We start from the raw sequence: 21,672 nt of genomic DNA, 5'->3' as shown, positions 1-21,672 counted from the left end.
GCGCCGGCGTGACCGGCGACGCGCCGCGCCGCGCGGCGCCGGGCCCGTTCGCGCGGCTGACCGGTGGCTTGCGCGCGATGAAGCGCTACGGTTTTCGTGCGCGTTCGCTGTATTTCGTCGAAGGCGCGCAGCGCTGGTTCAGCTGGGACGATCCGGTCGCGCTCGCCGACGAAGCGCACGCGCTCGCCGACTGGTGCCGCACGCATCGCATCGCGCTCGTGCTGCTGCTCGATCCCGAAGCGGCGCGTGCGGGCACGGAGGTCCGCACCGACGATCCGCCGCTCGTGCGCGGTGCGGATCGCGCGCCGCGCAGCGGGTTCCACGGCGTCTTCTCGGGCGTCGCGCAGATGCAGCGCACGCACGGTGAACTGCTGTGGATCGTCGATTTCTGGCGCGCGGGCGACACGCTCGCGGCCGGCGAGGTGCGGCCGCTGCGCTTTGCGCCGGGCGGCCGGCTGTCGGCAAGCATCGATGGCGGCGCGACCGAGCCGGCGCGCCGGATGAAGCTCGCGATCGACGAGGATCGCGTCGTCGTCAGCCGCGCGGTGCTCGACGGCGTGAACCGCGCGCCCGGCGACTGGGAAATCGTCGACGACAACGCGGCCGTCGTCGCGGCCTGCGCGAAGGCCCAGGCCGCGACCGCGGTGCTCGTGTTCCGCTCGCATGCGCAGCTCGAAGCGTTGTGCGCGGACGTGCACGCGCTGCGCCGGCAGTGCGGCGGCGCGCTGAAGATCGCGGTCGTCGAGCGCGGCGAGGTGCTGCGCCAGCAGTTCGAGATGCTGCTGCTGAGCGTCGGCGCGAACCGCGTCGTCGCGCGCGACCTGCCGGTGTCGCGGATGCAGGCCGCCGTGCACGCGCTGCGCGGCCAGCTCTATGCGCGGCCCGTCGCGGCGGACTATCGCGCGGCGCTAGCGGCCGCGCTCGGCGATTCGGTGCTCGGCTATCTGCCGGTCGGCGCGTTCTGCCTGCGGATTCGCGCGGTGCTCGATCGCGGCGCCGTGCTCGCGCTGCCGCACACGCTCGCGAAGATCGCGCTGCTGCCGGGCGTGTCGCACGTCGACGCGCTGCGGCACTGCCGGCCGCGCCGCGCGGGCGACGTCGTGACGGCCAATCCCGCGCACCTGTACGTGTTCCTGTTCGCGTGCGAGCCGGTCGACGCCGACGACGCGCTCGCGCGGATCTTCGACGTGCCGGTCGACACGCTGTCCGATCGCGTCGTGTGCCTCGGGCGGGGCAGCATCGACACGGAGCTCGATGCGCTGAAGGCCGAGAACCGGCGCGCGCCGATCGCCGACTACAGCGACCTGTTCGCGGTCAAGCAGCCGCCGGGCGCCGCGCGTGCGCCGGCGGCGCGCGCCGATTCCGGCGCGGCGTCGGACGAAGCGAGCGAAGTAAGCGATGCGATCGACGCGATCGATACGATCGTCGCGCTCGAGGCGATCGGTGCGACGCTGGCTCCCGCGGGCGTCGACGCGGCGCCGCCGCAACCCGTGATTCCCGCCGCGCGAACGCGCAGCGCCATCCGCAGCGCGATGCCGCTGCGCAAGCCGGAGGGCGCATGATCGCCGAACTCGTCATCGGTTTCGTCGTCGGCATCCTGATCGCGGTGCCCGTCTGGATCGTCGCGCAACACCTCGGCATCGGCCGCGGCTTTCAGGCGCCGCGCGGGATCGACCGGCGCGACGCGGTGCCGTGCGAACTCGTGCCGGTTGCGCTGCGCGGCCGGCTGCTGCCCGGGGACGAGCGCGGCGGCGAGCATGGCGACGAGGCGACGCGATGAAGACGATCGCCATTACATCGACGACGGGCGGCGCGGGCCGCACGACGCTCGCGGCCGCGCTCGCGGTGCTGCTCGCGCGCCGCGGCCGGCAGGTCGTCGCCGTCGAGTTCGATGCGCAGAACCTGATGGGCGCGACGCTCGGCCTCGACTCGCTGGCCGAGCACGGCCTCGCGCAGAGCGTGCTCGGCGGGGCCGAGCCGTGGCACGCGCATACGTGGCGCAATGCCGACGGCGTGCTGTTCGTGCCGTACGGGCAGGTCGACGCGGCCGGCGCGGCCGCGTGCGATGCGCGGCTCGCGGCCGACCCGGCATGGCTGTCGCGCGCGCTCGACGAGATCGCGCTGCCGGCCGACGGCGTCGTGCTGGTCGACACCGCGCGCTATCCGTCGCCGCAGGCCGAGCAGGCGATTCGCCGCGCGGACCTGACGCTCGTCGTCGTGCCGCCCGAACCGATTGCCTGCGCAACGGCGGCCGCGCGGCTCGGTGCACTGCGTGCCGGCGGCGGCGAACTGCAGATCGTCGTGAACCGGCTGAATCCGGCACGCGACATGCAGCGCGACGCGATCGCGATGCTGCGCGCGGTCGCGGGGCCGGCGTCGATGCTCGAACAGCGGATCCATGTCGACGCGGCCGTGCCCGAAGCGCTCGCGCGCGGCAGCTGGATCTTCGACGACGCGCCGTATTCGCAGGCGTCGCACGACCTGAACGGCATCGCCAACTGGGTCGATGCGTGGCTGGCGGCGGCAGTCGCCGGCCGCACCGGAGCGGCGCGATGAAGGCCGCCTTCGCGCCGCGGCTGCGCGCGTTCGGCCGCCGCGCGACCGACTGGTTCGCGCGCGGCATCGGGCTGCCGGCGGAGCGCACGCTGCTCGACTGGGTCGTGCGGCTGTTTTTCCACGCGCCGCCGCCGGGCCGGCCCGATCCCGTGCGCCGCCGGGCGCGCGCCGCGTTCCTGCGGCTCGCGCACGAGTGGGGCGTGCTGCAGCCGCTCAGTCCGCGCGAATGGCTGTGGCGCGCGATCGTGCGCGCGCCGCGCGCGGCCGACGGCCGGCCGGCGCGCGATCCGCTCGCGTGGTTCGACACGTTCGTCGTGCCCGTCTATGTGGCCGGGCGCGCGGTCGGCCGTCGCATCGACGCACTGCTCGAACGCCTGCCGTGGGCGCGCTGGGGCGGCTGGCTCGATGCGCGCGCGAACGACGTCGGCCGGCGCCGCTGGCTCGCGCCGCTGCTGCTCGTGGCCGGCGCGCTGCTGTGGGCCGCGGCCGGGATGTCGCCGCTGATGCCCGGTGCGCAGTTCGCGTTCTTCGCGATCGTCGCAGTGCTGGCGCTCGCGCTGCGCCGCCTGCCGGGCCACCTGCCGACGCTCGCGCTCGCGTCGCTCGCGCTGCTCGCGACGCTGCGCTACGTGTGGTGGCGCACGACGCAGACGCTCGACTTCCGCGGCCCGGTGGAGGCGATCGCCGGCTACCTGCTGTACGGCGCCGAAGCCTATACGTGGATGATCCTGCTGCTCGGTTTCGTGCAGACCGCCTGGCCGCTCGACCGGCCGATCGTGCCGCTGCCCGACGATCCCGACACCTGGCCGACCGTCGACATCTACATCCCGACCTACAACGAGCCGCTGTCGGTCGTGAAGCCGACGGTATTCGCCGCGCAGAGCATCGACTGGCCGACCGCGAAGCTGCGCGTCTACCTGCTCGACGACGGCCGGCGCCCCGAGTTCGCGGCGTTCGCGGCCGAGGCCGGCATCGACTACCTGACGCGCGACGACAATCTCCACGCGAAGGCCGGCAACATCAACCGCGCGCTGCCGAAGACGCACGGCGAATACATCGCGATCTTCGACTGCGATCACGTGCCGACGCGCTCGTTCCTGCAGACGACGATGGGCGTGTTCCTGCGCGACCCGAAGTGCGCGCTCGTGCAGACGCCGCACCATTTCTTCTCGCCCGATCCGTTCGAGCGCAACCTCGGCACGTTCCGCGAGATCCCGAACGAGGGCAACCTGTTCTACGGCCTAGTGCAGTCGGGCAACGACCTGTGGAACGCGACGTTCTTCTGCGGCTCGTGCGCGGTGCTCAAGCGCAGCGCGCTGGAAGAGGTCGGCGGCGTCGCGGTGGAAACCGTGACCGAGGACGCGCATACGGCGCTCAAGCTGCACCGGCGCGGCTATACGTCGGCGTACCTGCCGACCGTGCAGGCGGCCGGCCTCGCGACCGAAAGCCTCGCGGGCCACGTGAAGCAGCGCACGCGCTGGGCGCGCGGGATGGCGCAGATCTTCCGCATCGACAATCCGTTCCTCGGGCGCGGGCTCGGCTTCATCCAGCGGATCTGCTACGGCAACGCGATGCTGCATTTCTTCTACGGGATTCCGCGGCTGGTGTTCCTGACGATCCCGGTCGCATACCTGTTCTTCCACCTGTACTTCATCAACGCGTCGTCGCTCGCGCTCGCGAGCTACGTGATCCCGTATCTCGTGCTCGCGAACGTCGCGAACTCGCGGATGCAGGGGCGCTACCGCCATTCGTTCTGGGCCGAGGTCTACGAATCGGTGCTCGCGTGGTACATCGCGCTGCCGACCACCGTCGCGTTCTTCAGCCCGAAGCACGGCAAGTTCAACGTGACCGACAAGGGCGGCAAGATCGACGAAGGCTATGTCGACTGGTCGACGTCGAAGCCGTATCTCGTGCTGTTCGCGCTGAACGTGCTCGCGATCGTTGCCGGCCTGTGGCGGCTCGCGGCCGACCAGGGCGACGAGGCGTCGACGATCCTGATCACGCTCGGCTGGACCGTGTACAACCTCGCGATGCTCGGCGCGGCGCTGGCCGTCGCGCGCGAGACGAAGCAGGTGCGCGTCACGCACCGGATCGCGATGCGGGTGCCGGCCACGCTGCTGCTCGCCGACGGAACGACGGCCGCATGCTTCACGAGCGACTACTCGACCGGCGGCCTCGGCCTCGAAGCGGTGCCGGGGCTGCCGCTCGCCGTCGGCGACACGCTGACGGTGTGCGTGACGCGCGGCGACCGGCCGTTCCCGTTCCCGGTGCGCGTGAGCCGCGTGACGCCGACCCACGTCGGCGTGAGTTTCGAAGCGCTGACGCTCGAACAGGAGCGCCAGCTTGTGCAATGCACGTTCGGCCGCGCGGATGCGTGGCTCGACTGGCACGAAGGCACGCCCGTCGACACGCCGCTCGGCGGGCTGAAGGGCGTGCTGCGCATCGGCGTGGACGGTTATGTGCGGATGTGGAAGGGTGCGGCGCGCGGCCTGCAGGCCATGCTGGCGCCGAAGCTCGATCGGGCGCGCGACTGACGCGGCGCTCATCACGGAGTGGGTTAGATGACGTTCTGGAATCTGTATTTCATCCTGAAGTTCGCGCTGTTCGCGACCGGGCACCTGCAGCCGCTGTGGCTCGCGAACCTCGCGTTCGCGGTGGCGCTCGCGGCGAGCGCGCCGGTGCGGCGGCGGGCATGGCGCATCGTCCGGCAGCTCGTGGCGATCGCGATCGCGGTGCCGCTGCTTGCGCGCGAGATGCATGCGCCGCCGCTGGCACGCCTCGTCGAGGCCGCGCAGGAAGTGAGCACGTTCCGCGTCGACTACTGGATGGAACTGCTGCCGCGCCTGCTGCCGCCCGTGCTCGTGCTGACGGTGGCCGGTGCGCTGATCGTCTATTTCATCGTCAACCGCTGGCTGCGCGTCGCGACGTTCGTGCTGGCCGTGCTGATCGTGATGCCGCTGTGGCAAGCGGGCAGCGGCTTGATGGCGCGCATGGTCGCACCGGCCACGCAGCAGGCGAACGCGCAGGGCACGACGACGATGGGACGCGCCGACCAGCCCGAGGACCACAACGCCGCGCTCGCGACGTTCCGTGCACAGGAGTCGCAGCGGCAGGTCGCGTTCGGCCATCTCGGCAACGATCCGGCCGCCCAGTTCGACGTGATCGTGCTGCACGTCTGCTCGCTGTCGTGGGACGATCTCGATGCGGCGAAGGTGCGCAATCACCCGATGCTGAGCCATTTCGACTACCTGTTCACGAACTTCAGCACCGCCGCGAGCTACAGCGGCCCGGCGGCGATCCGCGTGCTGCGCGCGAGCTGCGGGCAGGAGGCGCACGCGGACCTGTACAAGCCCGCGCCGCAGCAGTGCCAGCTGTTCGCGCAACTCGCGGGCGCCGGTTACACGGTGCAGTCGCTGCTGAACCACGACGGCCACTTCGACAACTTCCTGCAGGTGATCCACGACAACATCGGCGCGGCCGACGCGCCGATGGTCTCGAACGCGGCCGCGCCCGTCGCGATGCACGCGTTCGACGGCTCGGCGATCAAGGACGACTACGGAACGCTCGCGAACTGGTATGCGCAGCGCGGGACGGTGCAGGGGCCTGTCGCGCTGTACTACAACACGATCAGCCTGCACGACGGCAACCGCGTGGTCGGCAGTTCGCTGACGAGCATCGACTCGTATCCGCAGCGTGCGACGAAGTTGATGAGCGACTTCGACCGTCTCGCCGACCTGATCGCGCAATCGGGCCGCCGCGCGGTGATCGTGTTCGTGCCCGAGCACGGCGCCGCGTTGCGCGGCGACAAGAACCAGGTCGCGGGCCTGCGCGAGATCCCGACGCCGCGCATCGTGCACGGGCCGGTCGGCGTGCGGCTCGTCGGCTTTGCCGGCAACCACGGTGCGACGACCGTGATCGAGCAGCCGACCAGCTTCCTCGCGCTCGCGCAGCTGCTGTCGAACCTCGTGTCGAACAGCCCGTTCAAGCCGGGCGCGACGCTCGCGCAATATGCGGCGGACCTGCCGCGCACGCGGATGGTCGGCGAGAACGAGGGCACGGTATCGATGCAGACGGCCGCGGGTTACGCGGTGAAAACTCCGGACGGCGTATGGATCGACGAACAGTAATCCTTCCCGGCGACGGCGACGACGATCGCCTGTCGCAGCCGAACGACGTGCTCGGCCTCGCGCGGCATCTGCCCGCGCTCGACCCTGAGCGCTATGTCGACGAGCAGGCGCGCCGCGCGTTCGTCGAGTCGCTCGAGCGTTGGCCGACGCTCGCGAAACTGATGGGATTGAAACGGTAAATGAACGACGGCCGGCATGCTTGCCGGCCGTCGCCAGCTTGCGGGCGAATCTGCCTATTCTGCCGGTCGCGCCCTGCGTTCCGGCTGGCGCGTCCATTCGTCTTCCTCGCCCGGCACCTTGCCGAAGGTCTGCGCGGCCCATGCCGCGCGCGCCGCTTCGATCTTCGCGCGCTCGCTCGACACGAAATTCCATTCGATGAAACGCTCGCCCGGCAGGTGCGCGCCGCCGAGCAGCATCACGCGCGCGCCGTTCGCGCTGGCGAGCGCTACGGTCGCGCCCGGTTCGAGCACGGCCATCGTCGCGGGGGCGAGCGGCGTGCCGTCGATGGTGAGGTCGCCGTCAACGAGATACACGCCGCGTTCGTCGTGCTCCGCATCGAGCGCGAGCTGGCCGCCCGCCGCGAATTCCGCATACGCATAGAGCGTCGGCGAGAACACGGCGACCGGCGACGTAAGCCCGAACGCGGTGCCCGCGATCACGCGCACGCTCGCGCCGTCGCGCGCGAACGACGGCAGCGTGTCGGCCGGATGATGGACAAATGCGGGCGCGGTGTCCTCGTGCTCGACCGGCAGCGCGACCCAGGTCTGGATCCCGTGGACCGGCTGCTCGCGCGGGCGGTCCTCGTCGGGCGAACGCTCCGAATGCACGATGCCGCGGCCGGCCGTCATCCAGTTCACGTCGCCCGGCACGATCTTCTGCCGGAAGCCGAGGCTGTCGTGATGCATCAGCGAACCGTCGAACAGGTAGGTGACGGTCGCGAGCCCGATGTGCGGATGCGGCAGCACGTCGATGCCGCGGCCGGCCGGCAGCACGGCCGGGCCCATCTCGTCGAAGAAGATGAACGGGCCGACGAGGCGCGCGGCGCGAGCGGGCAGCACGCGGCGCACGACGAGGTTGCCGATGTCGCTTTCGCGCGGCGTGAGCAGGGTCTTGATCGATGCGGACATGGTGGGGATCTCGTGTTCGGTGCGGTAGGCGATCAGGCGATCGCCGTGTCGATCGTGATCGGATGCGTGAGGATCTTGTGTACCGGGCACGCGTTCGCGATCTGCAGCAGGCGCTCGCGCTGTTCGCCGGACAGGTCGCCTTCGAGCGTGATGCGGCGCACGATCGTGCTGCCCGCGCTGCCCGATTCGTGCGCGAGCTTCACGTGTACTTCGGCGAGCGGCCAGCCCTTGCGCTGCGCATACATCTTCAGCGTGATCGCGGTGCAGGCGCCGAGGCTCGACAGCAGCAGCGCGACGGGCGTCGGCGCCGCATCGCCGCCGCCGAGCGGCGCCGGTTCGTCGGCACGCCACTGGTGGACGCCATCGCTGAAGTGGACCAGGTAATCGACCGAGCCGATGCTCGCTTCGACGGACAGTTCGCTCATTGCAGTTCCATGGGGAAAAGGGGGAGGGCCGGCGGCCTGGCCGGACGTTACGGTTCGAGCAGCCGCTGCAGCCGCAGTTCCTCGAAATCGAGTTCCGATTCGATCCGGTGCAGCACCGTGTCGTCGACCTTGCCGTCGCGATGCAGGTCGAGCAGCGCCTGGCGCGACACGCCGACGAGTTCGAGCTCGACGCGCAGCATCCGCGCGCGCATGTCGGCCGGTTCGGCGCCGTGCCGATGCGCGCGTTCGTTGAACATGACGCGGTTGCGGTATTCGGCGAGCAGGCGGTCGAGCGAAGGGCGCTCGAGGTTCGACCCGCGCTGCTCCAGCGCGTCGAGTTCGGCGAGCGCCGCGCCGAACGTATGCGCGCGTACCGCGTGCTCGGACATCGTATGCCGCGCGACGGGCCGCAGCTTCAGCACGCGGATCAGCGGCGCGAGCGTGCCGCCCTGCACGACGAGCGTCGCGATGATCAGCAGGAACGTGCTGAACAGGATCAGGTCGCGGCCGGGAAAGTTGCTCGGCAGCGCGATCGCGGCCGCGAGGCTCACGACGCCGCGCATGCCCGACCAGCCGAGCACGACGGCCTCGCGCCACGACCACCGCGCGTGGCCCGCACGCGGTGCGCGCAGGCGGTCCGGCAGCCACATCGCGACGAACACCCACACGACGCGCGCACCGATCGCGGCGGCGGTGGCGGGCAGCGCGACGCGCAGGCCGGCCATCAGCACCGCGCCTTCGTGGTTCACGCGCGCGAGGATCGCATGCAGCGCGAGACCGATCAGGATGAATACGAGCGCATCGAGCACGAACACGATCGCTTCCCACGTCGCCTTCGCCTTGATCCGCAGGTCGGCGTCGAACACGCGATGCTGGCGCACGCCGAGCACGAGGCCGCAGGTCACCACCGACAGCACGCCCGAGCCGTCGACGGCTTCCGCGATCCCGTAGCTGCCCCACGCCATCGCGAAGGTCACGACGATGCCGAGCATCGGGTCGCGCAGGCGCGGCAGCACCCAGCACATCGCATGGCCGCACGCGAGGCCGACCGCGATGCCGATCAGCGTCAGCGAGAAGAACAGGCCGGTGGCGCTCGCGGCCGTGATCGACACGGCGAGCGCGGCCGATACGGCCATCTGGTACAGCAGCAGGCCCGACGCATCGTTGACGAGGCTTTCGCCTTCGAGCACCGCGACGAGCCGCGCGGGCAGCGGGTAGCGCTGCAGGATCGCCTTCGCGGCGACCGCGTCGGGCGGCGACACGATCGCGCCGAGCGTGAAGCACGCGGCCCACGGCAGCGCCGGGTTCGCGGCACGCACGGCCACGGCGACTGCGACGGTCGTGAACGCCACCGCACCGAGCGCGAGCGACGCGATCGATGCGAGCTCCTGCCTGAATTCCTTCCATGCGGTGTAGAACCCGCTCGACATCAGCAGCGGCGGCAGTACGGCCGCGAGCAGCAGCGCCGGGTCCATGTCGGGCACGCGCTTGCCGGCGATCGCCACCGCGCAGCCGCCGAGCAGCAGCACGACGGCCGGCGGAATCGAGATGCGTTCGGCGAGCCACGTGAGCGCGCCCGCGCCGCAGATCAACAGCAGCAGGTAGTGGAACAGCTCGACGTTGGTCATGCGCGGCCTGCGGCGACGGCGTGCATCACGACGGCTTGCGGTCGTTCGCTGCGCCACCCGGCAGCGCGCCGAACATGTGCTGGCTGCATTGCGCTTCGCGCCATGCGGTATTCAGCCGGTGTCCGGAAAGCATCCGGCGCGCGACGGGCAGGATCTGTTCGCCGGCCAGCATGCCGAGCAGGCCGGTGAGCGCGATGATGGGCGGCGCCGGCGAATTCACGCCGAGCGCGCCGTAGATGACGCCGGCGAGCAGCGACAGGAAATACGGTTTCATGATGAAAACCTCTCGTGATAGGCTGGTCGGGGGCGAAGGGCGCGCCTTCAATGTGCTGGAAGCGTATCGGGTTTACGTGTGGAAAAAAAGGGCGGATTGCCCTTGAGAGACCCCTCTTTCGGAATTCGATCGATTCCGTTTCTTGGATGTTCGAGCTGCGACTTTTCCGATTAAATGGCTGCAACCGGAAGACGCAAATCCGGGGCAACGCACAGTCGGCTCCTCGTACTTTCCGATCGAGGCAAGCCTTAAACGTTTCCTGTCCAAAGGATGATTCGCGCCATGAGCAACCCCAAGCTTGAAGTCCTCACTCCCCAGAACAGCCAGTTGATCTTCATCGACCAGCAGCCGCAGATGGCATTCGGCGTGCAGTCGATCGATCGCCAGACGCTGAAGAACAACGTCGTCGGGCTCGCGAAGGCAGCGAAGGCATTCAACATTCCGACCACGATCACGACGGTGGAATCGGAGAGCTTCTCCGGTTACACCTATCCCGAACTGCTCGACGTGTTTCCGAACCAGAAGACGCTTGAACGCACGTCGATGAACTCGTGGGACGACCAGAAGGTGCGCGACGCGCTGGCCGCGAACGGCCGCAAGAAGGTGATCGTGTCGGGCCTGTGGACCGAAGTCTGCAATACGACGTTCGCGCTCTGCGCGATGCTCGAAGGCGACTACGAGATCTACATGGTGGCCGATGCATCGGGCGGCACGTCGAAGGACGCGCACGACTTCGCGATGCAACGGATGATCCAGGCCGGCGTGGTGCCCGTCACGTGGCAGCAGGTCGCGCTCGAGTGGCAGCGCGACTGGGCACGCCGCGACACCTACAACGCCGTGATGGCGATCGCGAAGGAGCACTCGGGCGCGTACGGGATGGGCGTCGACTACGCGTACACGATGGTCCACAAGGCCGAACAGCGCACCGCGACGCCGCACGAGTCGCTCGCGCCGGTGCCGGCGAAGTAACGGGCTCCGTGCCGCCGCGCGTTCAAACGGGCGGCAGTGCCCACGGCGCGCCTGTCAAATGCTCGACGAGAAAGTCGAGCAGGGCCGTCACACGCGCCGCACGCAGCATGCCGGGCGGCGTGACGAGGTTGACGTTGATGTCGGGGATTTTCCAGTCGTGCATCACTTCCTCGAGCTCGCCGCTTTGCAGCGCATCCCACACCAGGAACGCCGGCTGCAGCGCGAGGCCGTGGCCGGCGATCAGCGCGGGGCAGAGAACGTCGGCGTTGTTGGCGCGAATGCGCCCGCGCACCGGCACGCCGAATTCGTCGCCCGACGCCGTGTGGCGAAAGCGCCAGTATTCGGGTGTCGGTATGTTCGTGTAGGTCAGGCACACGTGCTGGTCGAGTTCGCTCGGATGGGTCGGCCGGCCGCGCCGGTCGAGATACGCGGGCGATGCGACGAGCGGCCGGCGCACGGCGCAGAGGCGGCGCGCGCGCAGCGACGAATCGTTCAGTTCGGCGATCCGGATGGCGACGTCGAAGCCGCCGGACACGATGTCGACGAAGTTGTCGGTGAGCACGAGGTCGACGTCGACGCGCGGGTAGCGCTCGAGAAACGCGGGCAACAGCGGCGCGAGATTGCACAGGCCGTAGGACATCGGCGCGTTCACACGCAGCAGGCCGTGCGGTTCGAGCGCGTGCGCGGACGCCTCGCCTTCGATCAGCTCGGCGTCGGCGAGCAGCCGGATCGCGCGATCGCGCAGCAGTTCGCCGGTCGGCGTGAGCGACAGCTTGCGCGACGTGCGGTACAGCAGCATCGAGCCCAGGCGTTTTTCGAGGCGCGCGATCGCTTTCGACACCGTCGGTTGCGATATGCCGAGCAGGTCGGCGGCCTTGGCGAACGAACCGGTTTCCGCGACGCGCGCGAAGATGGCCCAGGCTTCGAGATCGGGAAGATGTTGCATGGCTGGAAGGCGTGGCAGGGAAGCGAAGCGGATTCGGCGGCAGCGGATCGCGCCGATGGCGCGCGGCAATGCGGGTCATTCTAATCCAGTCGGGAGGGAGCATATGGAATCGTATGTAGTTTCACTGGGCGCCGGCGTGCTGATCGGCGTCGTATACAGCGTGATCAAGGTGCGCTCGCCGGCACCGCCGCTGATCGCGCTGGTCGGCCTCGCCGGCATGCTGATCGGCGCAGCGGGCATCGCGCCGGTCCGTCACTGGCTCGGCTTCTGACCGCATCGAGGACATTTCATGAACGCAACCGACATTCAACCCGATCTCATCCTGCACAACGGGCGCATCACGACGCTCGATCGTGCGAACCCCGTCGCCACCGCCGTCGCGATCAAGGACGGCCGCTTCGTCGCGGTCGGCGGCAATGCGGAGATCGTGCCGCTCGCGGGCCGCGCGACGAAGGTCGTCGATCTCGACGGCCGCGCCGTGCTGCCGGGCCTGATCGACAACCATACGCACGTGATTCGCGGCGGCCTGAACTACAACATGGAGCTGCGCTGGGACGGCGTGCGTTCGCTCGCAGTCGCGATGGAGATGCTCAGGCGGCAGGTCGCGATCACGCCCGCGCCGCAATGGGTGCGCGTGGTCGGCGGCTTCACCGAGCACCAGTTCGCCGAGAAGCGCCTGCCGACGATCGACGAACTCAACGCGGCCGCGCCCGATACGCCGGTGTTCATCCTGCACCTGTACGACCGCGCGCTGCTGAACGCGGCCGCGCTGCGCGTGGTCGGCTACACGAAGGACACGCCCGAGCCGCCGGGCGGCACGATCCTGCGCGACGCCGCGGGCAACCCTACCGGGCTGCTGCTCGCGAACCCGAACGCGACGATCCTCTACGCGACGCTCGCGAAGGGGCCGAAGCTGCCGTTCGAATACCAGTACAACTCGACGCGCCACTTCATGCGCGAACTGAACCGCCTCGGCGTGACGGGCGTGATCGACGCGGGCGGCGGTTCGCAGAATTATCCCGACGATTACGAAGTGATCCGCAAGTTGCACGACGCGGGCGAGATGACGATCCGGATCGCGTACAACCTGTTCACGCAGAAGCCGAATGCGGAAAAGGAAGATTTCGTGAACTGGACCAAGAGCGTCAAGTATCACGACGGCACCGACTATTTCCGCAACAACGGCGCCGGCGAGATGCTGGTGTTCTCGGCGGCCGACTTCGAGGATTTCCGCGTCGCGCGTCCCGATCTGCCGGCGCAGATGGAAGACGATCTCGAAGGCGTCGTGCGCGTGCTCGCACAGAACCGCTGGCCATGGCGCATGCATGCGACCTACGATGAAACGATCAGCCGCGCGCTCGACGTGTTCGAAAAGGTGAACCGCGAAATTCCGCTCGACGGGTTGAACTGGTTCTTCGATCATGCGGAAACGATCTCCGAAAAATCGATGGATCGTATTGCGGCGCTGGGCGGCGGCATCGCGGTGCAGCACCGGATGGCGTACCAGGGGGAATACTTCGTCGAGCGCTACGGTGCACAGGCGGCCGAGGCGACGCCGCCCGTCGCGAAGATGCTCGACAAGGGGCTCAAGGTGTCGGCCGGCACCGACGCAACGCGCGTCGCGTCGTACAACCCGTGGGTGTCGCTCGCGTGGCTCGTGACGGGCAAGACGGTCGGCGGCTTGCGCATGTATCCGCAACGCAACCTGCTCGATCGCGAGACCGCGCTGCGGATGTGGACCGAATACGTGACGTGGTTCTCGAACGAAGAGGGGAAGAAAGGGCGCATCGCGGTCGGGCAGCTTGCCGACCTGATGGTCCCGGATCGCGATTTCTTCACATGTGCGGAGGACGATATCGTGGATACGACCGCATTGTTGACGGTGGTCGGCGGCAAGATCGTATGGGGCGCGGGGCCGTTCGCATCGCACGACGCGCCGATTCCGCCCGCGATGCCGGACTGGTCGCCGGTGCGCGAGTATGGCGGCTACGGCGGTTGGGGCGCGACGCAGCGCAACGGCGCACCGCTGCAGCGTGCGGCGGCCGCCGCGATGTGCGGCTGCGCGAGTGCATGCAACGTGCACGCGCATGCGCATGCGAGCGCGTGGGGCAGTGCGTTGCCGACGTCGGACGCGAAGGGCTTCTGGGGCGCGTTCGGTTGTTCGTGCTGGGCGGTCTGACATGGCGGCCCCGATCAACTCCGGCGGCTTCGGCAACCCGGCGTGGGTCCGCGCGCTGCTGGCGCAGCCGTGGGTCCTGCCGCTCGTGCGCCTCGCGCTGGTGTCCGCCTTCCTGATCGGCGGCGTCGCGAAGGCGCTGGATTTCGACGGCGCGGTCGCCGAGCAGGCGCATTTCGGCCTGCATCCGGCCGCGCTCTGGGCGGCGCTCGCGATCGCGGTCGAGATCGCCGGCTCGCTGTGCGTGGTGTTGAACCGCTTCACGTGGCTCGGCGCCGGCAGCCTCGGCATGCTGACCGTCGTCGCGATGCTGGTGGCGAACGATTTCTGGAACCGCACGGGCGCCGATCATTTCATGGCGCTCAACAGCTTTTTCGAGCATCTCGGGCTGATCGCCGCACTCGTGCTCGCGACGCTGCTCGCCGATGCGAAGCACACGGCCGGCGACGGCCGTACCACTCGATGACGATGAAACAACAAGGAAATCCTGTGATGAAAACGATTCGTTCCGCCTTGCTCGCGCTTGCGATCGCCGCCGGCCTCGTCGCGGCGCCGGCGTCGTACGCGAAGCCGCCCGTGCCGCCGGCGGCCACGCCGACGCTTGCCGTCGGGCCGCAATACGACACGACACACGTATACGTCGCCCCCGAGGATTTCGATCGCTTCACCGACAGCTTCGTCGCGACGTTCGGCGGCAGCAAGTCGAAGCAGGGCGTGTTCCAGGTCACGCCGACCCCGAGCCAGACGATGTCGCAACTCGTTTTCACGCCGGCGGGCACGATCTCCGTGTTCGGCTTCAAGACGCCCGTGCCCTGGCCGTTCGGCGCGGAGCGCACGGGTTACCTCGTCACCGACATGGACGCGGCGATGAAGGTGGCGCGCGAGCATGGCGCGGAAGTGATCGTCGACACGTTTCCCGATCCGATCGGCCGCGATGCGGTGATCGCGTGGACGGGCGGCGTGAAGATGCAGCTGTACTGGCACACGCAGGCGCCGAACTACGCGGCGCTGCAGACGATCCCCGAGAACCGCGTGTATGTGTCGCCGCAGAGCGTGCGCAAGTTCGTCCATGATTTCGTCAAGTTCTCGAACGGCAAGGTGGTGTCCGACAACCTCAAGGCGCCCGGCATCGAGATCGGCCGGCCGAACGACACCTATCGCCGCATTCGCATCACGTCGGGCTTCGGCAAGATGACCGTGCTCGTGACGGACGGCCAACTGCCTTACCCGTACGGCCGCGAGATGACCGGCTACGAAGTGCCGGATCTGGCCGCGACGCTGAAGCAGGCGCGGGCCGCGGGCGTGAACGTGCTCGTGCCGTCGTATACGGCGGACGGGCGCGATGCGGCGCTCGTGCAGTTCCCCGGCGGCTACGTCGCCGAGATCCACGCGAGCGCGGCGCGATGAAGCACGAAGACACGATCCTTTCCGCGGTGGCCGGCTTCGTCGATACGCTGAGCTTCGTCGCGCTGTTCGGACTGTTCACCGCGCACGTGACGGGCAACTTCGTGCTGATCGGCGCGGGCGTCGCGGGGTTCGGGCAGGGCGTCCTGCTGAAGCTCAGCGTGTTTCCTGCGTTCGTGTGCGGCGTCGTCGCGAGCAGCCTGATTGCGCGCGCGCTTTCCGCGCGACCCGCATGGCAGGGCGCGCGAGCCCTGCATACGGTGCAGGCGGTACTGCTGCTCGGCTTCTGCGCGGCCGGCGTTTGGGCGACGCCCGTGACGCAATCCGACAGCCTGCCGGTGCTGCTGGCCGGTTTCGTCGGCACGTTCGCGATGGGCGTGCAGAACGCGCATCCGCGCGTGATCGCGCGCGCCGGCGTGCCGAACACGGTGATGACCGGCAACGTCACGCAGGCGATTCTCGATGTCGTCGACCTGCTGTCCGCCGGCACGGCCGACAGCGTGCGCGCGACGGCACGCGCGCGCTTCGCGAAGATGCTGCCGGCGATCGTCGCGTTCGCGCTCGGCGCGGTATGCGGCGCGCTGGGTTTTCGCCATATCGGGTTCTGGGCGCTGCTTGTGCCCGCCGGCACGCTCGCGGTGCTGGCGGCATGTACGGGGGTGTCCGCCCGTACCGGCACGCAGGAGCATGCATGATCGTGCAGCGTGGAGGGACGCGTCGCGACCGCGGCGGGCGAGCGGGCCGGACCGATGCAGGCGGTCGCGAACGGATGGCCGCGACAAGCGGGCAGCGTGCCGCGACGACCCGAGGCAGCCGCTTCGACCGGGTTGCCCGCGCGTCGGTTGTCGCGGGGCTGCTGCTCGCGGGTGCCGATGCGGCGTTCGCGGACACGGCGACTGCACCGGCGGCGGACGGCGCGCCCGCATCGACGTGCACGGCCAAGCGGCCGACCGTGCTGTTCAACCGCTGGCAGGAAGACTGGTCGGTGCTCGCGAATCCATGCGTGCCGCGCGCGCCGCTCGACGGGTTGAAATACATCCCGCTCGGCAACGATCCGTCATCCTATCTTTCGCTCGGCGTGAACCTGCGCGAGCGTCTGGAAACCAACGACGCGCCGCTGTTCGGGATCGGCTCCGCGCAATCGGACACGTACCTGATCCAGCGCGTCGAAGTGCATGCCGATGCGCATCTCGGCCAACACTGGCAGTTCTTCGTGCAGTTGCAGGACGACCGCGCGTTCGGCAAGAACACGATCTCGCCGGTCGACAAGAACCCGCTCGATCTCGAACAGGCATTCGCGACCTACACGGGTGCGCTCGGCGGCGGCACGTTCAAGCTCCGCGTCGGCCGGCAGGAGATGGCGTTCGACCTGCAGCGTTTCATCGCCGCGCGCGATGGCCCGAACGTGCGGCAGGCGTTCGATGCGGTGTGGGCCGACTACGAATATCAAAAGTGGCGCTTTATCGCGTATGCGACGCAGCCCGTGCAGAACCGCACCGTGTCCGCGTTCGACGACGTGTCGAACCGCAACCTCACGTTCAGCGGCGTGCGCTTCGAGCGGCAGTCGGTCGGGCCCGGCGACCTGTCGGGCTACTGGTCGCGCTACAACCGCAGCAATGCGCGCTTTCTCGATGCGAGCGGCGCCGAGCGCCGCGACGTGTGGGACATGCGCTACACGGGCACGCAGGGGCGCTTCGACTGGGATCTCGAAACGATGCTGCAGACGGGGACGGTCGGCGGCAGCTCGATCCGCGCGTGGGCGCTCGGCTCGATCGCAGGCTACCGGCTCGATGCGCCGTGGTCGCCGCGCGTCGCGCTGCAGGTCGACGCGGCGTCGGGCGACCGGCATCCGCACGACGGCCGCATCGGCACCTTCAATCCGCTGTTTCCGAACGGCTATTACTTCACGCTCGCGGGCTTCACCGGTTACTCGAACCTGATCCACGTGAAGCCGTCGGTGACGCTGAAGCCGTCGCCGAACCTGGCGCTGCTCGGCGCGCTCGGTTTCCAGTGGCGCGAGACGACCGGCGACGCGGTCTACCAGCAGGGCAACGCCGTGGTGCCGGGCACGGCCGGCAAGGGCGGGTTGTGGACGGGGATGTATGTGCAGCTGCGGGCGGACTGGACGATCGCCGCGAACCTGATCGGCGCGATCGAGGCCGTGCATTTCCAGGTCGGCGACGCGATCCGGCAGGCGGGCGGGCACAACGCCGACTATGTCGGCGTCGAGCTGAAGTACGGCTGGTGACGAGGGGCGCGACAACGACGCGCACTCATGAAAAAAAAGCGGCCATGAGGCCGCCCTTCGTTCGTCCGGACCGGCAGCGCCGCCGGCCCGTTCCCTCGCGATGCCGTTACAGGTTCGGCGACAGCGTGAGCGCGTTCGTCAGGTCGCCCATCGGCTGCGCGCCGTTGGCCTTCAGCGCGTCGTCGCGCTGTTGCAGGCCCGCGAGGCGCGGCAGCGAGTAGCGGCGCGTGATGAAGCGCAGGATCGAGCCCGTGTCGTACTGCGTGTGGTCGACGAAGCCCTTCTTCGCATACGGCGACACGATCAGCGCCGGAATGCGCGTGCCCGGACCCCAGCGGTCGGCGGTCGGCGGCGCGGCGTGATCCCAGAAGCCGCCGTTTTCGTCGTACGTGACGACCACGACCATGTTCTTCCACTGCGGGCTCGCCTGCAGGTGCGCGATCACGTCGGCGATGTGCTGGTCGCCCGACGTGACGTCCGTGTAGCCCGGGTGCTCGTTCAGGTTGCCCTGCGGCTTGTAGAACGTCACCGCCGGCAGCGTGCCCGCGTCGATCGCCTTGATGAACTCGGCGCCGTTCGCGCCGCCGTCGAGCAGGTGCTGCGCGCGGTTCGCGGTGCCCGGCGCCTGGTTCGCGAAGTAGTTGAACGGCTGGTGGTGCGGCTGGAAGTTCGGCGTCGACAGGTCGGCGCCGTAGATCACGTTCGACGTGCCGTTCTGGCTCGCCTGCAGCGCCTGGCCCCACGCGCCGCCATACCAGGCCCACGACACGTTCGCATTGGTCAGCAGGTCGCCGATGTTGGTGGCCGTCTGCGGCGGCATCGTCGACGCGTTGGCCGGGTCGGCGAGCAGCGGGTCGCCGCCCGTGGCCGCCTTGTTGCCGCTCGGCTGATACGGCGGCTGCATCGTGTTGACCGCGAAGAAGTCGGGCGTGATCGCGCCGTCGTTGACGAACTTCGGCGGGCCGCTCAGCGCGGAGGCGGGCGAGTTCGCGGCGACCTTCAGCGACTTGCCGTCCGCGTTCAGGACCGCGATCTTGCCGGCCGCGGGGCTCGTGTTCGCGTTCGCGTAGAACGGCGCGCACGCGCAGATCAGGTACTGGTGGTTCAGGAACGAGCCGCCGAACGCGCCCATGAAGAAGTTGTCGGCGAGCACGTACTGCTGCGCGATCTTCCACAGCGGCAGCTTCGACGGGTCCGGCGTGTAGTGGCCCATCGTCAGGCCGCCGGCATCGGTCCACGCGGCGTACATGTCGTTCTTGCCGCCGTTGATCTGCATCTGGTCCTGGTAGAAGCGGTGCACGATGTCGCGCGTCGCGATGCTCATCGGCTGGTTGAAGCCTTTCGGATCGTCGATCGCGAACGGCGCGTTCGGCAGGTTCGCCGTCATCGCCTCGGTGACTGCCGGCGTGATGCCGGTCGCGGTCAGGCCGCCCCAGACCTTCGGCAGCGTCGCCATCGTCGAGCCGTCGCGATCCTTCTGCACCGAGTTCGCGGCCGTCGCGTTCTGCAGGCCGTTCGCGCCCGGGAAGTTGCCGTACAGGTTGTCGAAGCTGCGGTTTTCCGCATAGATCACGACAACGTTCTTGACGGCCGACAGGCCCTGTTGCGTGACGTCGTCGCCGCCGCAGGCGGTCAGGCCGAGCGCGGCCGCGAGGGCGATCGGCGTATAGCGAATCCAGGCGTGCTTCTTCATGCGATGTTCTCTCTTTCGTCGTGGGTCGCGTGTGGGAACCGGGTTGGCGCAGGGGCCGGCGCGACAGGCGCTGGGCGCCGACCGGCTGCGCGCATTATCTGGAACCCGTTTGACAGGCGGGTGTAGGGGCGCTTTCAATTGACTGTCGGCGGAACGTCACGCGACGGACACGGAACTGACATAAGCTCCGGCCGATTGCCCACCGCTACCCATAGAACGACGATGCCCACCACCCCGAAATCCTTTGCGTCCGCGCGATCGTTGATCCATGCCGCGGCGGCCCTGGCGCTGGCTGCCGGGCTCGCAGCGCTCGCCGGTTGCGATGCGCGGCCCGGCGCGAATTCGCCGGCGGCGTCCGTCGTGCCGGCTGCCCAGGCCGCGCCGGCCGCGCCCGCGGTCGCACCGGCCAGCCAGCCGCAGACGCGTGCGCAGGTGTTCGAGGGCGTGAAGCAGATGACGGCGCTCGGCAAGCAACTGTTCTCCGATCCGTCGCTGTCGGGCTCCGGCAAGCTCGCGTGCGCGTCGTGCCACAGCGCCGAACATGCGTTCGGGCCGCCGAACGCGCTGTCGGTGCAGCTCGGCGGCGACGACATGCATCGCATCGGGTTCCGTGCGGCGCCGTCGCTGAAGTACTTGCGCGGCATCCCGCCGTTCAGCGAGCATTTCCACGATTCGCCCGACGAGGGCGACGAAAGCATCGACGCGGGCCCGACCGGCGGGCTGACCTGGGACGGCCGCGTCGACACGCGCGACGCGCAGGCGCGCATTCCGCTGCTGTCGCCGTTCGAGATGAGCAGCTCGCCGGCGCGGGTCGCGCAGGCGGTGCGCGCGGCGCCGTATGCGGACGCGTTCCGCAAGGCATTCGGCGAGCGGGTGCTCGGCGACGATCAGGCCGCCTTCGACGCGGTGTTGCGTGCGCTCGATGCGTTCCAGCAGCAGCCTGCGCTGTTCGATCCATATACGAGCAAGTACGACGCATACCTGGCCGGCCGCGCGCAGCTCACGCCCGCCGAGTTGCACGGTCTGCAACTGTTCAACGACGAGAAGAAGGGCAATTGCGCGAGCTGCCACATTAGCCAGCGCACGCTCGAAGGCGGCCCGCCGCAGTTCAGCGATTTCGGGCTGATCGCGATCGCGGTGCCGCGCAACCGCGCGCTGCCTGTGAACCGCGACCCGCGCTTCCACGATCTCGGCGCGTGCGGCCCCGAGCGCACCGACCTGAAGGGCCGCGACGAATTCTGCGGGCTGTTCCGCACGCCGTCGCTGCGCAACGTCGCGCTGCGCAAGACGTTCTTCCACAACGGCGTATATCACTCGCTCGAGGACGTGATGCGCTTCTATGTCGAGCGCGACATTCATCCGGAGAAGTTCTATCCGGTCGTGCACGGCAAGGTGCAGATCTACGACGACCTGCCGAAGCGCTACTGGCCGAACATCAACCGCGAACCGCCGTTCGACCGCAAGCGCGGCGAGCAGCCGGCGCTGAACGCGGCCGAGATCAAGGACGTGATCGCGTTCCTGGGCACGCTGACTGACGGATATCAACCCGGGTCGACGCAGGCGGCCCGCTAGGGCCCGTCATTAGCGGGAACAGGCCCGGAAGCGTCGCACGCGGCACGCATGCTATGCTCGCTCGCTGACGGGCGTGGCGCGTGCCGGTTCGCCGGCATGCACCGCGCCGTTCGAGCGAACATCCAAGGAGAACAACATGTCGATGCGTGCATCCCTTTCCGTCGTCACGCGCGTGCTGGCCGGCGCCGCGTGCGTTGCCGCGATGCTGCCCGCCCATGCGCAGAACAACCTGAACTTCCTGAACGACACGCCGCTCAGCTATTTCAGCAAGGCCGACACCGCGTCGCTGTCGAAGGCCGCCGCGAAGGTGCGCGACGAAGGCAAGGACGGCGAGACGACGACGTGGCAGAACAGCGGCAGCCGCACGCAGATCGAAGCGAAGCTCACGCCGACCACGACCGAGACGGACGGCAAGACCTGCCGCGAAATCACCACCGACATCACCGCGAAGGGCCAGACGATGACGCTCAAGCCCGTCTACTGCAAGACGGCCGCGGGCAAGTGGCAGTTGCAGAAGCGCTGAGCAC

Annotated in this window: 21 protein-coding genes; 15 read left to right on the top strand and 6 right to left on the bottom strand. The window is 69.0% G+C overall.

Annotation, left to right across the window (positions count from 1 at the left end; all coding sequences use genetic code 11):
• The 6 genes from bcsE to ACPUER_RS24645 all read left to right on the top strand — a co-directional run.
• A partial coding sequence (bcsE, locus tag ACPUER_RS24670) for a cellulose biosynthesis protein BcsE (RefSeq protein WP_425132372.1) occupies positions 1-1,562 on the top strand: 1,562 nt, incomplete at its 5' end.
• A complete protein-coding gene (locus tag ACPUER_RS24665; protein WP_310134733.1) occupies positions 1,559-1,780 on the top strand; it encodes a hypothetical protein in 222 nt (73 codons plus the stop codon). The genes bcsE and ACPUER_RS24665, both read left to right, overlap by 4 nt.
• Complete coding sequence (gene bcsQ / locus ACPUER_RS24660; protein WP_175963855.1) at positions 1,777-2,556, top strand: cellulose biosynthesis protein BcsQ; 780 nt, start codon at positions 1,777-1,779, stop codon at positions 2,554-2,556. Before ACPUER_RS24665 ends, bcsQ begins: the two co-directional genes overlap by 4 nt.
• A complete protein-coding gene (gene bcsA, locus ACPUER_RS24655) occupies positions 2,553-5,090 on the top strand; it encodes a UDP-forming cellulose synthase catalytic subunit (protein WP_425132371.1) in 2,538 nt (845 codons plus the stop codon). Before bcsQ ends, bcsA begins: the two co-directional genes overlap by 4 nt.
• A 27-nt stretch (positions 5,091-5,117) precedes the next feature.
• Positions 5,118-6,683 (top strand): cellulose biosynthesis protein BcsG, encoded by a 1,566-nt coding sequence (bcsG, locus tag ACPUER_RS24650; protein ID WP_425132370.1) that lies wholly within the window; start codon positions 5,118-5,120, stop codon positions 6,681-6,683.
• Complete coding sequence (locus ACPUER_RS24645) at positions 6,665-6,862, top strand: hypothetical protein (protein ID WP_131947668.1); 198 nt, start codon at positions 6,665-6,667, stop codon at positions 6,860-6,862. Before bcsG ends, ACPUER_RS24645 begins: the two co-directional genes overlap by 19 nt.
• A gap of 54 nt (positions 6,863-6,916) precedes the next feature.
• Here the strand turns inward: ACPUER_RS24645 and ACPUER_RS24640 are convergent, their stop codons facing one another.
• Genes ACPUER_RS24640 through ACPUER_RS24625 form a run of 4 tightly spaced genes read right to left on the bottom strand, consistent with a single transcriptional unit; the run spans position 6,917 to position 10,137 of the window.
• Positions 6,917-7,810, bottom strand: coding sequence for a pirin family protein (locus ACPUER_RS24640; RefSeq protein WP_310134717.1), 894 nt, complete (start codon positions 7,808-7,810; stop codon positions 6,917-6,919).
• 32 nt (positions 7,811-7,842) lie between these two features.
• Complete coding sequence (locus ACPUER_RS24635; RefSeq protein ID WP_034183342.1) at positions 7,843-8,235, bottom strand: OsmC family protein; 393 nt, start codon at positions 8,233-8,235, stop codon at positions 7,843-7,845.
• 47 nt (positions 8,236-8,282) lie between these two features.
• Complete coding sequence (locus tag ACPUER_RS24630; RefSeq protein ID WP_034183343.1) at positions 8,283-9,863, bottom strand: cation:proton antiporter; 1,581 nt, start codon at positions 9,861-9,863, stop codon at positions 8,283-8,285.
• A 25-nt stretch (positions 9,864-9,888) separates the two neighbouring features.
• A complete protein-coding gene (locus ACPUER_RS24625) occupies positions 9,889-10,137 on the bottom strand; it encodes a XapX domain-containing protein (protein ID WP_425132369.1) in 249 nt (82 codons plus the stop codon).
• Positions 10,138-10,419: 282 nt separating this feature from the next.
• Between ACPUER_RS24625 and ACPUER_RS24620 the strand changes: the two genes are divergently transcribed.
• Entirely contained in the window at positions 10,420-11,106 is a 687-nt protein-coding gene (locus ACPUER_RS24620; RefSeq protein ID WP_047901195.1) for a hydrolase, read from the top strand.
• Between the two features lie 22 nt (positions 11,107-11,128).
• Here ACPUER_RS24620 and ACPUER_RS24615 read toward each other — a convergent pair whose 3' ends face one another.
• Entirely contained in the window at positions 11,129-12,052 is a 924-nt protein-coding gene (locus ACPUER_RS24615) for a LysR family transcriptional regulator (RefSeq protein WP_175963850.1), read from the bottom strand.
• A 103-nt stretch (positions 12,053-12,155) separates the two neighbouring features.
• On the opposite strand from ACPUER_RS24615, the gene ACPUER_RS24610 reads away from it, so the two are divergent.
• The 6 genes from ACPUER_RS24610 to ACPUER_RS24585 all read left to right on the top strand — a co-directional run bounded on the left by ACPUER_RS24610 (position 12,156) and on the right by ACPUER_RS24585 (position 17,880).
• Positions 12,156-12,323, top strand: a complete 168-nt coding sequence (locus ACPUER_RS24610) for a DUF1427 family protein (protein ID WP_204426193.1) — start codon at positions 12,156-12,158, stop codon at positions 12,321-12,323.
• An 18-nt stretch (positions 12,324-12,341) separates the two neighbouring features.
• Positions 12,342-14,231 (top strand): amidohydrolase, encoded by a 1,890-nt coding sequence (locus ACPUER_RS24605; protein ID WP_425132368.1) that lies wholly within the window; start codon positions 12,342-12,344, stop codon positions 14,229-14,231.
• Position 14,232: 1 nt separating this feature from the next.
• Positions 14,233-14,694: a DoxX family protein gene (locus tag ACPUER_RS24600; RefSeq protein ID WP_425132367.1), complete on the top strand. Its 462-nt coding sequence runs from the start codon at positions 14,233-14,235 to the stop codon at positions 14,692-14,694.
• Positions 14,695-14,720: 26 nt separating this feature from the next.
• Positions 14,721-15,635 carry a glyoxalase gene (locus ACPUER_RS24595; RefSeq protein ID WP_425132366.1) on the top strand — a complete coding sequence of 305 codons (915 nt, stop codon included), beginning with the start codon at positions 14,721-14,723 and terminating at the stop codon, positions 15,633-15,635.
• Positions 15,632-16,327, top strand: coding sequence for a YoaK family protein (locus ACPUER_RS24590; RefSeq protein ID WP_175961646.1), 696 nt, complete (start codon positions 15,632-15,634; stop codon positions 16,325-16,327). Before ACPUER_RS24595 ends, ACPUER_RS24590 begins: the two co-directional genes overlap by 4 nt.
• A gap of 74 nt (positions 16,328-16,401) precedes the next feature.
• Complete coding sequence (locus ACPUER_RS24585; RefSeq protein ID WP_425132365.1) at positions 16,402-17,880, top strand: alginate export family protein; 1,479 nt, start codon at positions 16,402-16,404, stop codon at positions 17,878-17,880.
• A gap of 106 nt (positions 17,881-17,986) precedes the next feature.
• On the opposite strand, the gene ACPUER_RS24580 is transcribed toward ACPUER_RS24585, so the two are convergent.
• Positions 17,987-19,573 carry an acid phosphatase gene (locus ACPUER_RS24580; protein ID WP_425132364.1) on the bottom strand — a complete coding sequence of 529 codons (1,587 nt, stop codon included), beginning with the start codon at positions 19,571-19,573 and terminating at the stop codon, positions 17,987-17,989.
• A 222-nt stretch (positions 19,574-19,795) separates the two neighbouring features.
• On the opposite strand from ACPUER_RS24580, the gene ACPUER_RS24575 reads away from it, so the two are divergent.
• Together ACPUER_RS24575 and ACPUER_RS24570 are read left to right on the top strand one after the other, a co-directional pair.
• Entirely contained in the window at positions 19,796-21,145 is a 1,350-nt protein-coding gene (locus ACPUER_RS24575; protein WP_425132363.1) for a cytochrome-c peroxidase, read from the top strand.
• A gap of 136 nt (positions 21,146-21,281) precedes the next feature.
• Positions 21,282-21,668, top strand: a complete 387-nt coding sequence (locus ACPUER_RS24570) for an RT0821/Lpp0805 family surface protein (protein ID WP_072444405.1) — start codon at positions 21,282-21,284, stop codon at positions 21,666-21,668.
• Positions 21,669-21,672 lie beyond the last annotated feature (4 nt).

Origin of the sequence: Burkholderia sp. DN3021, assembly GCF_049805555.1 — a bacterium.
Classification (GTDB): Bacteria; Pseudomonadota; Gammaproteobacteria; order Burkholderiales; family Burkholderiaceae; genus Burkholderia; species Burkholderia pyrrocinia_C.
This window is presented reverse-complemented; position numbering and strand designations above follow the sequence as displayed.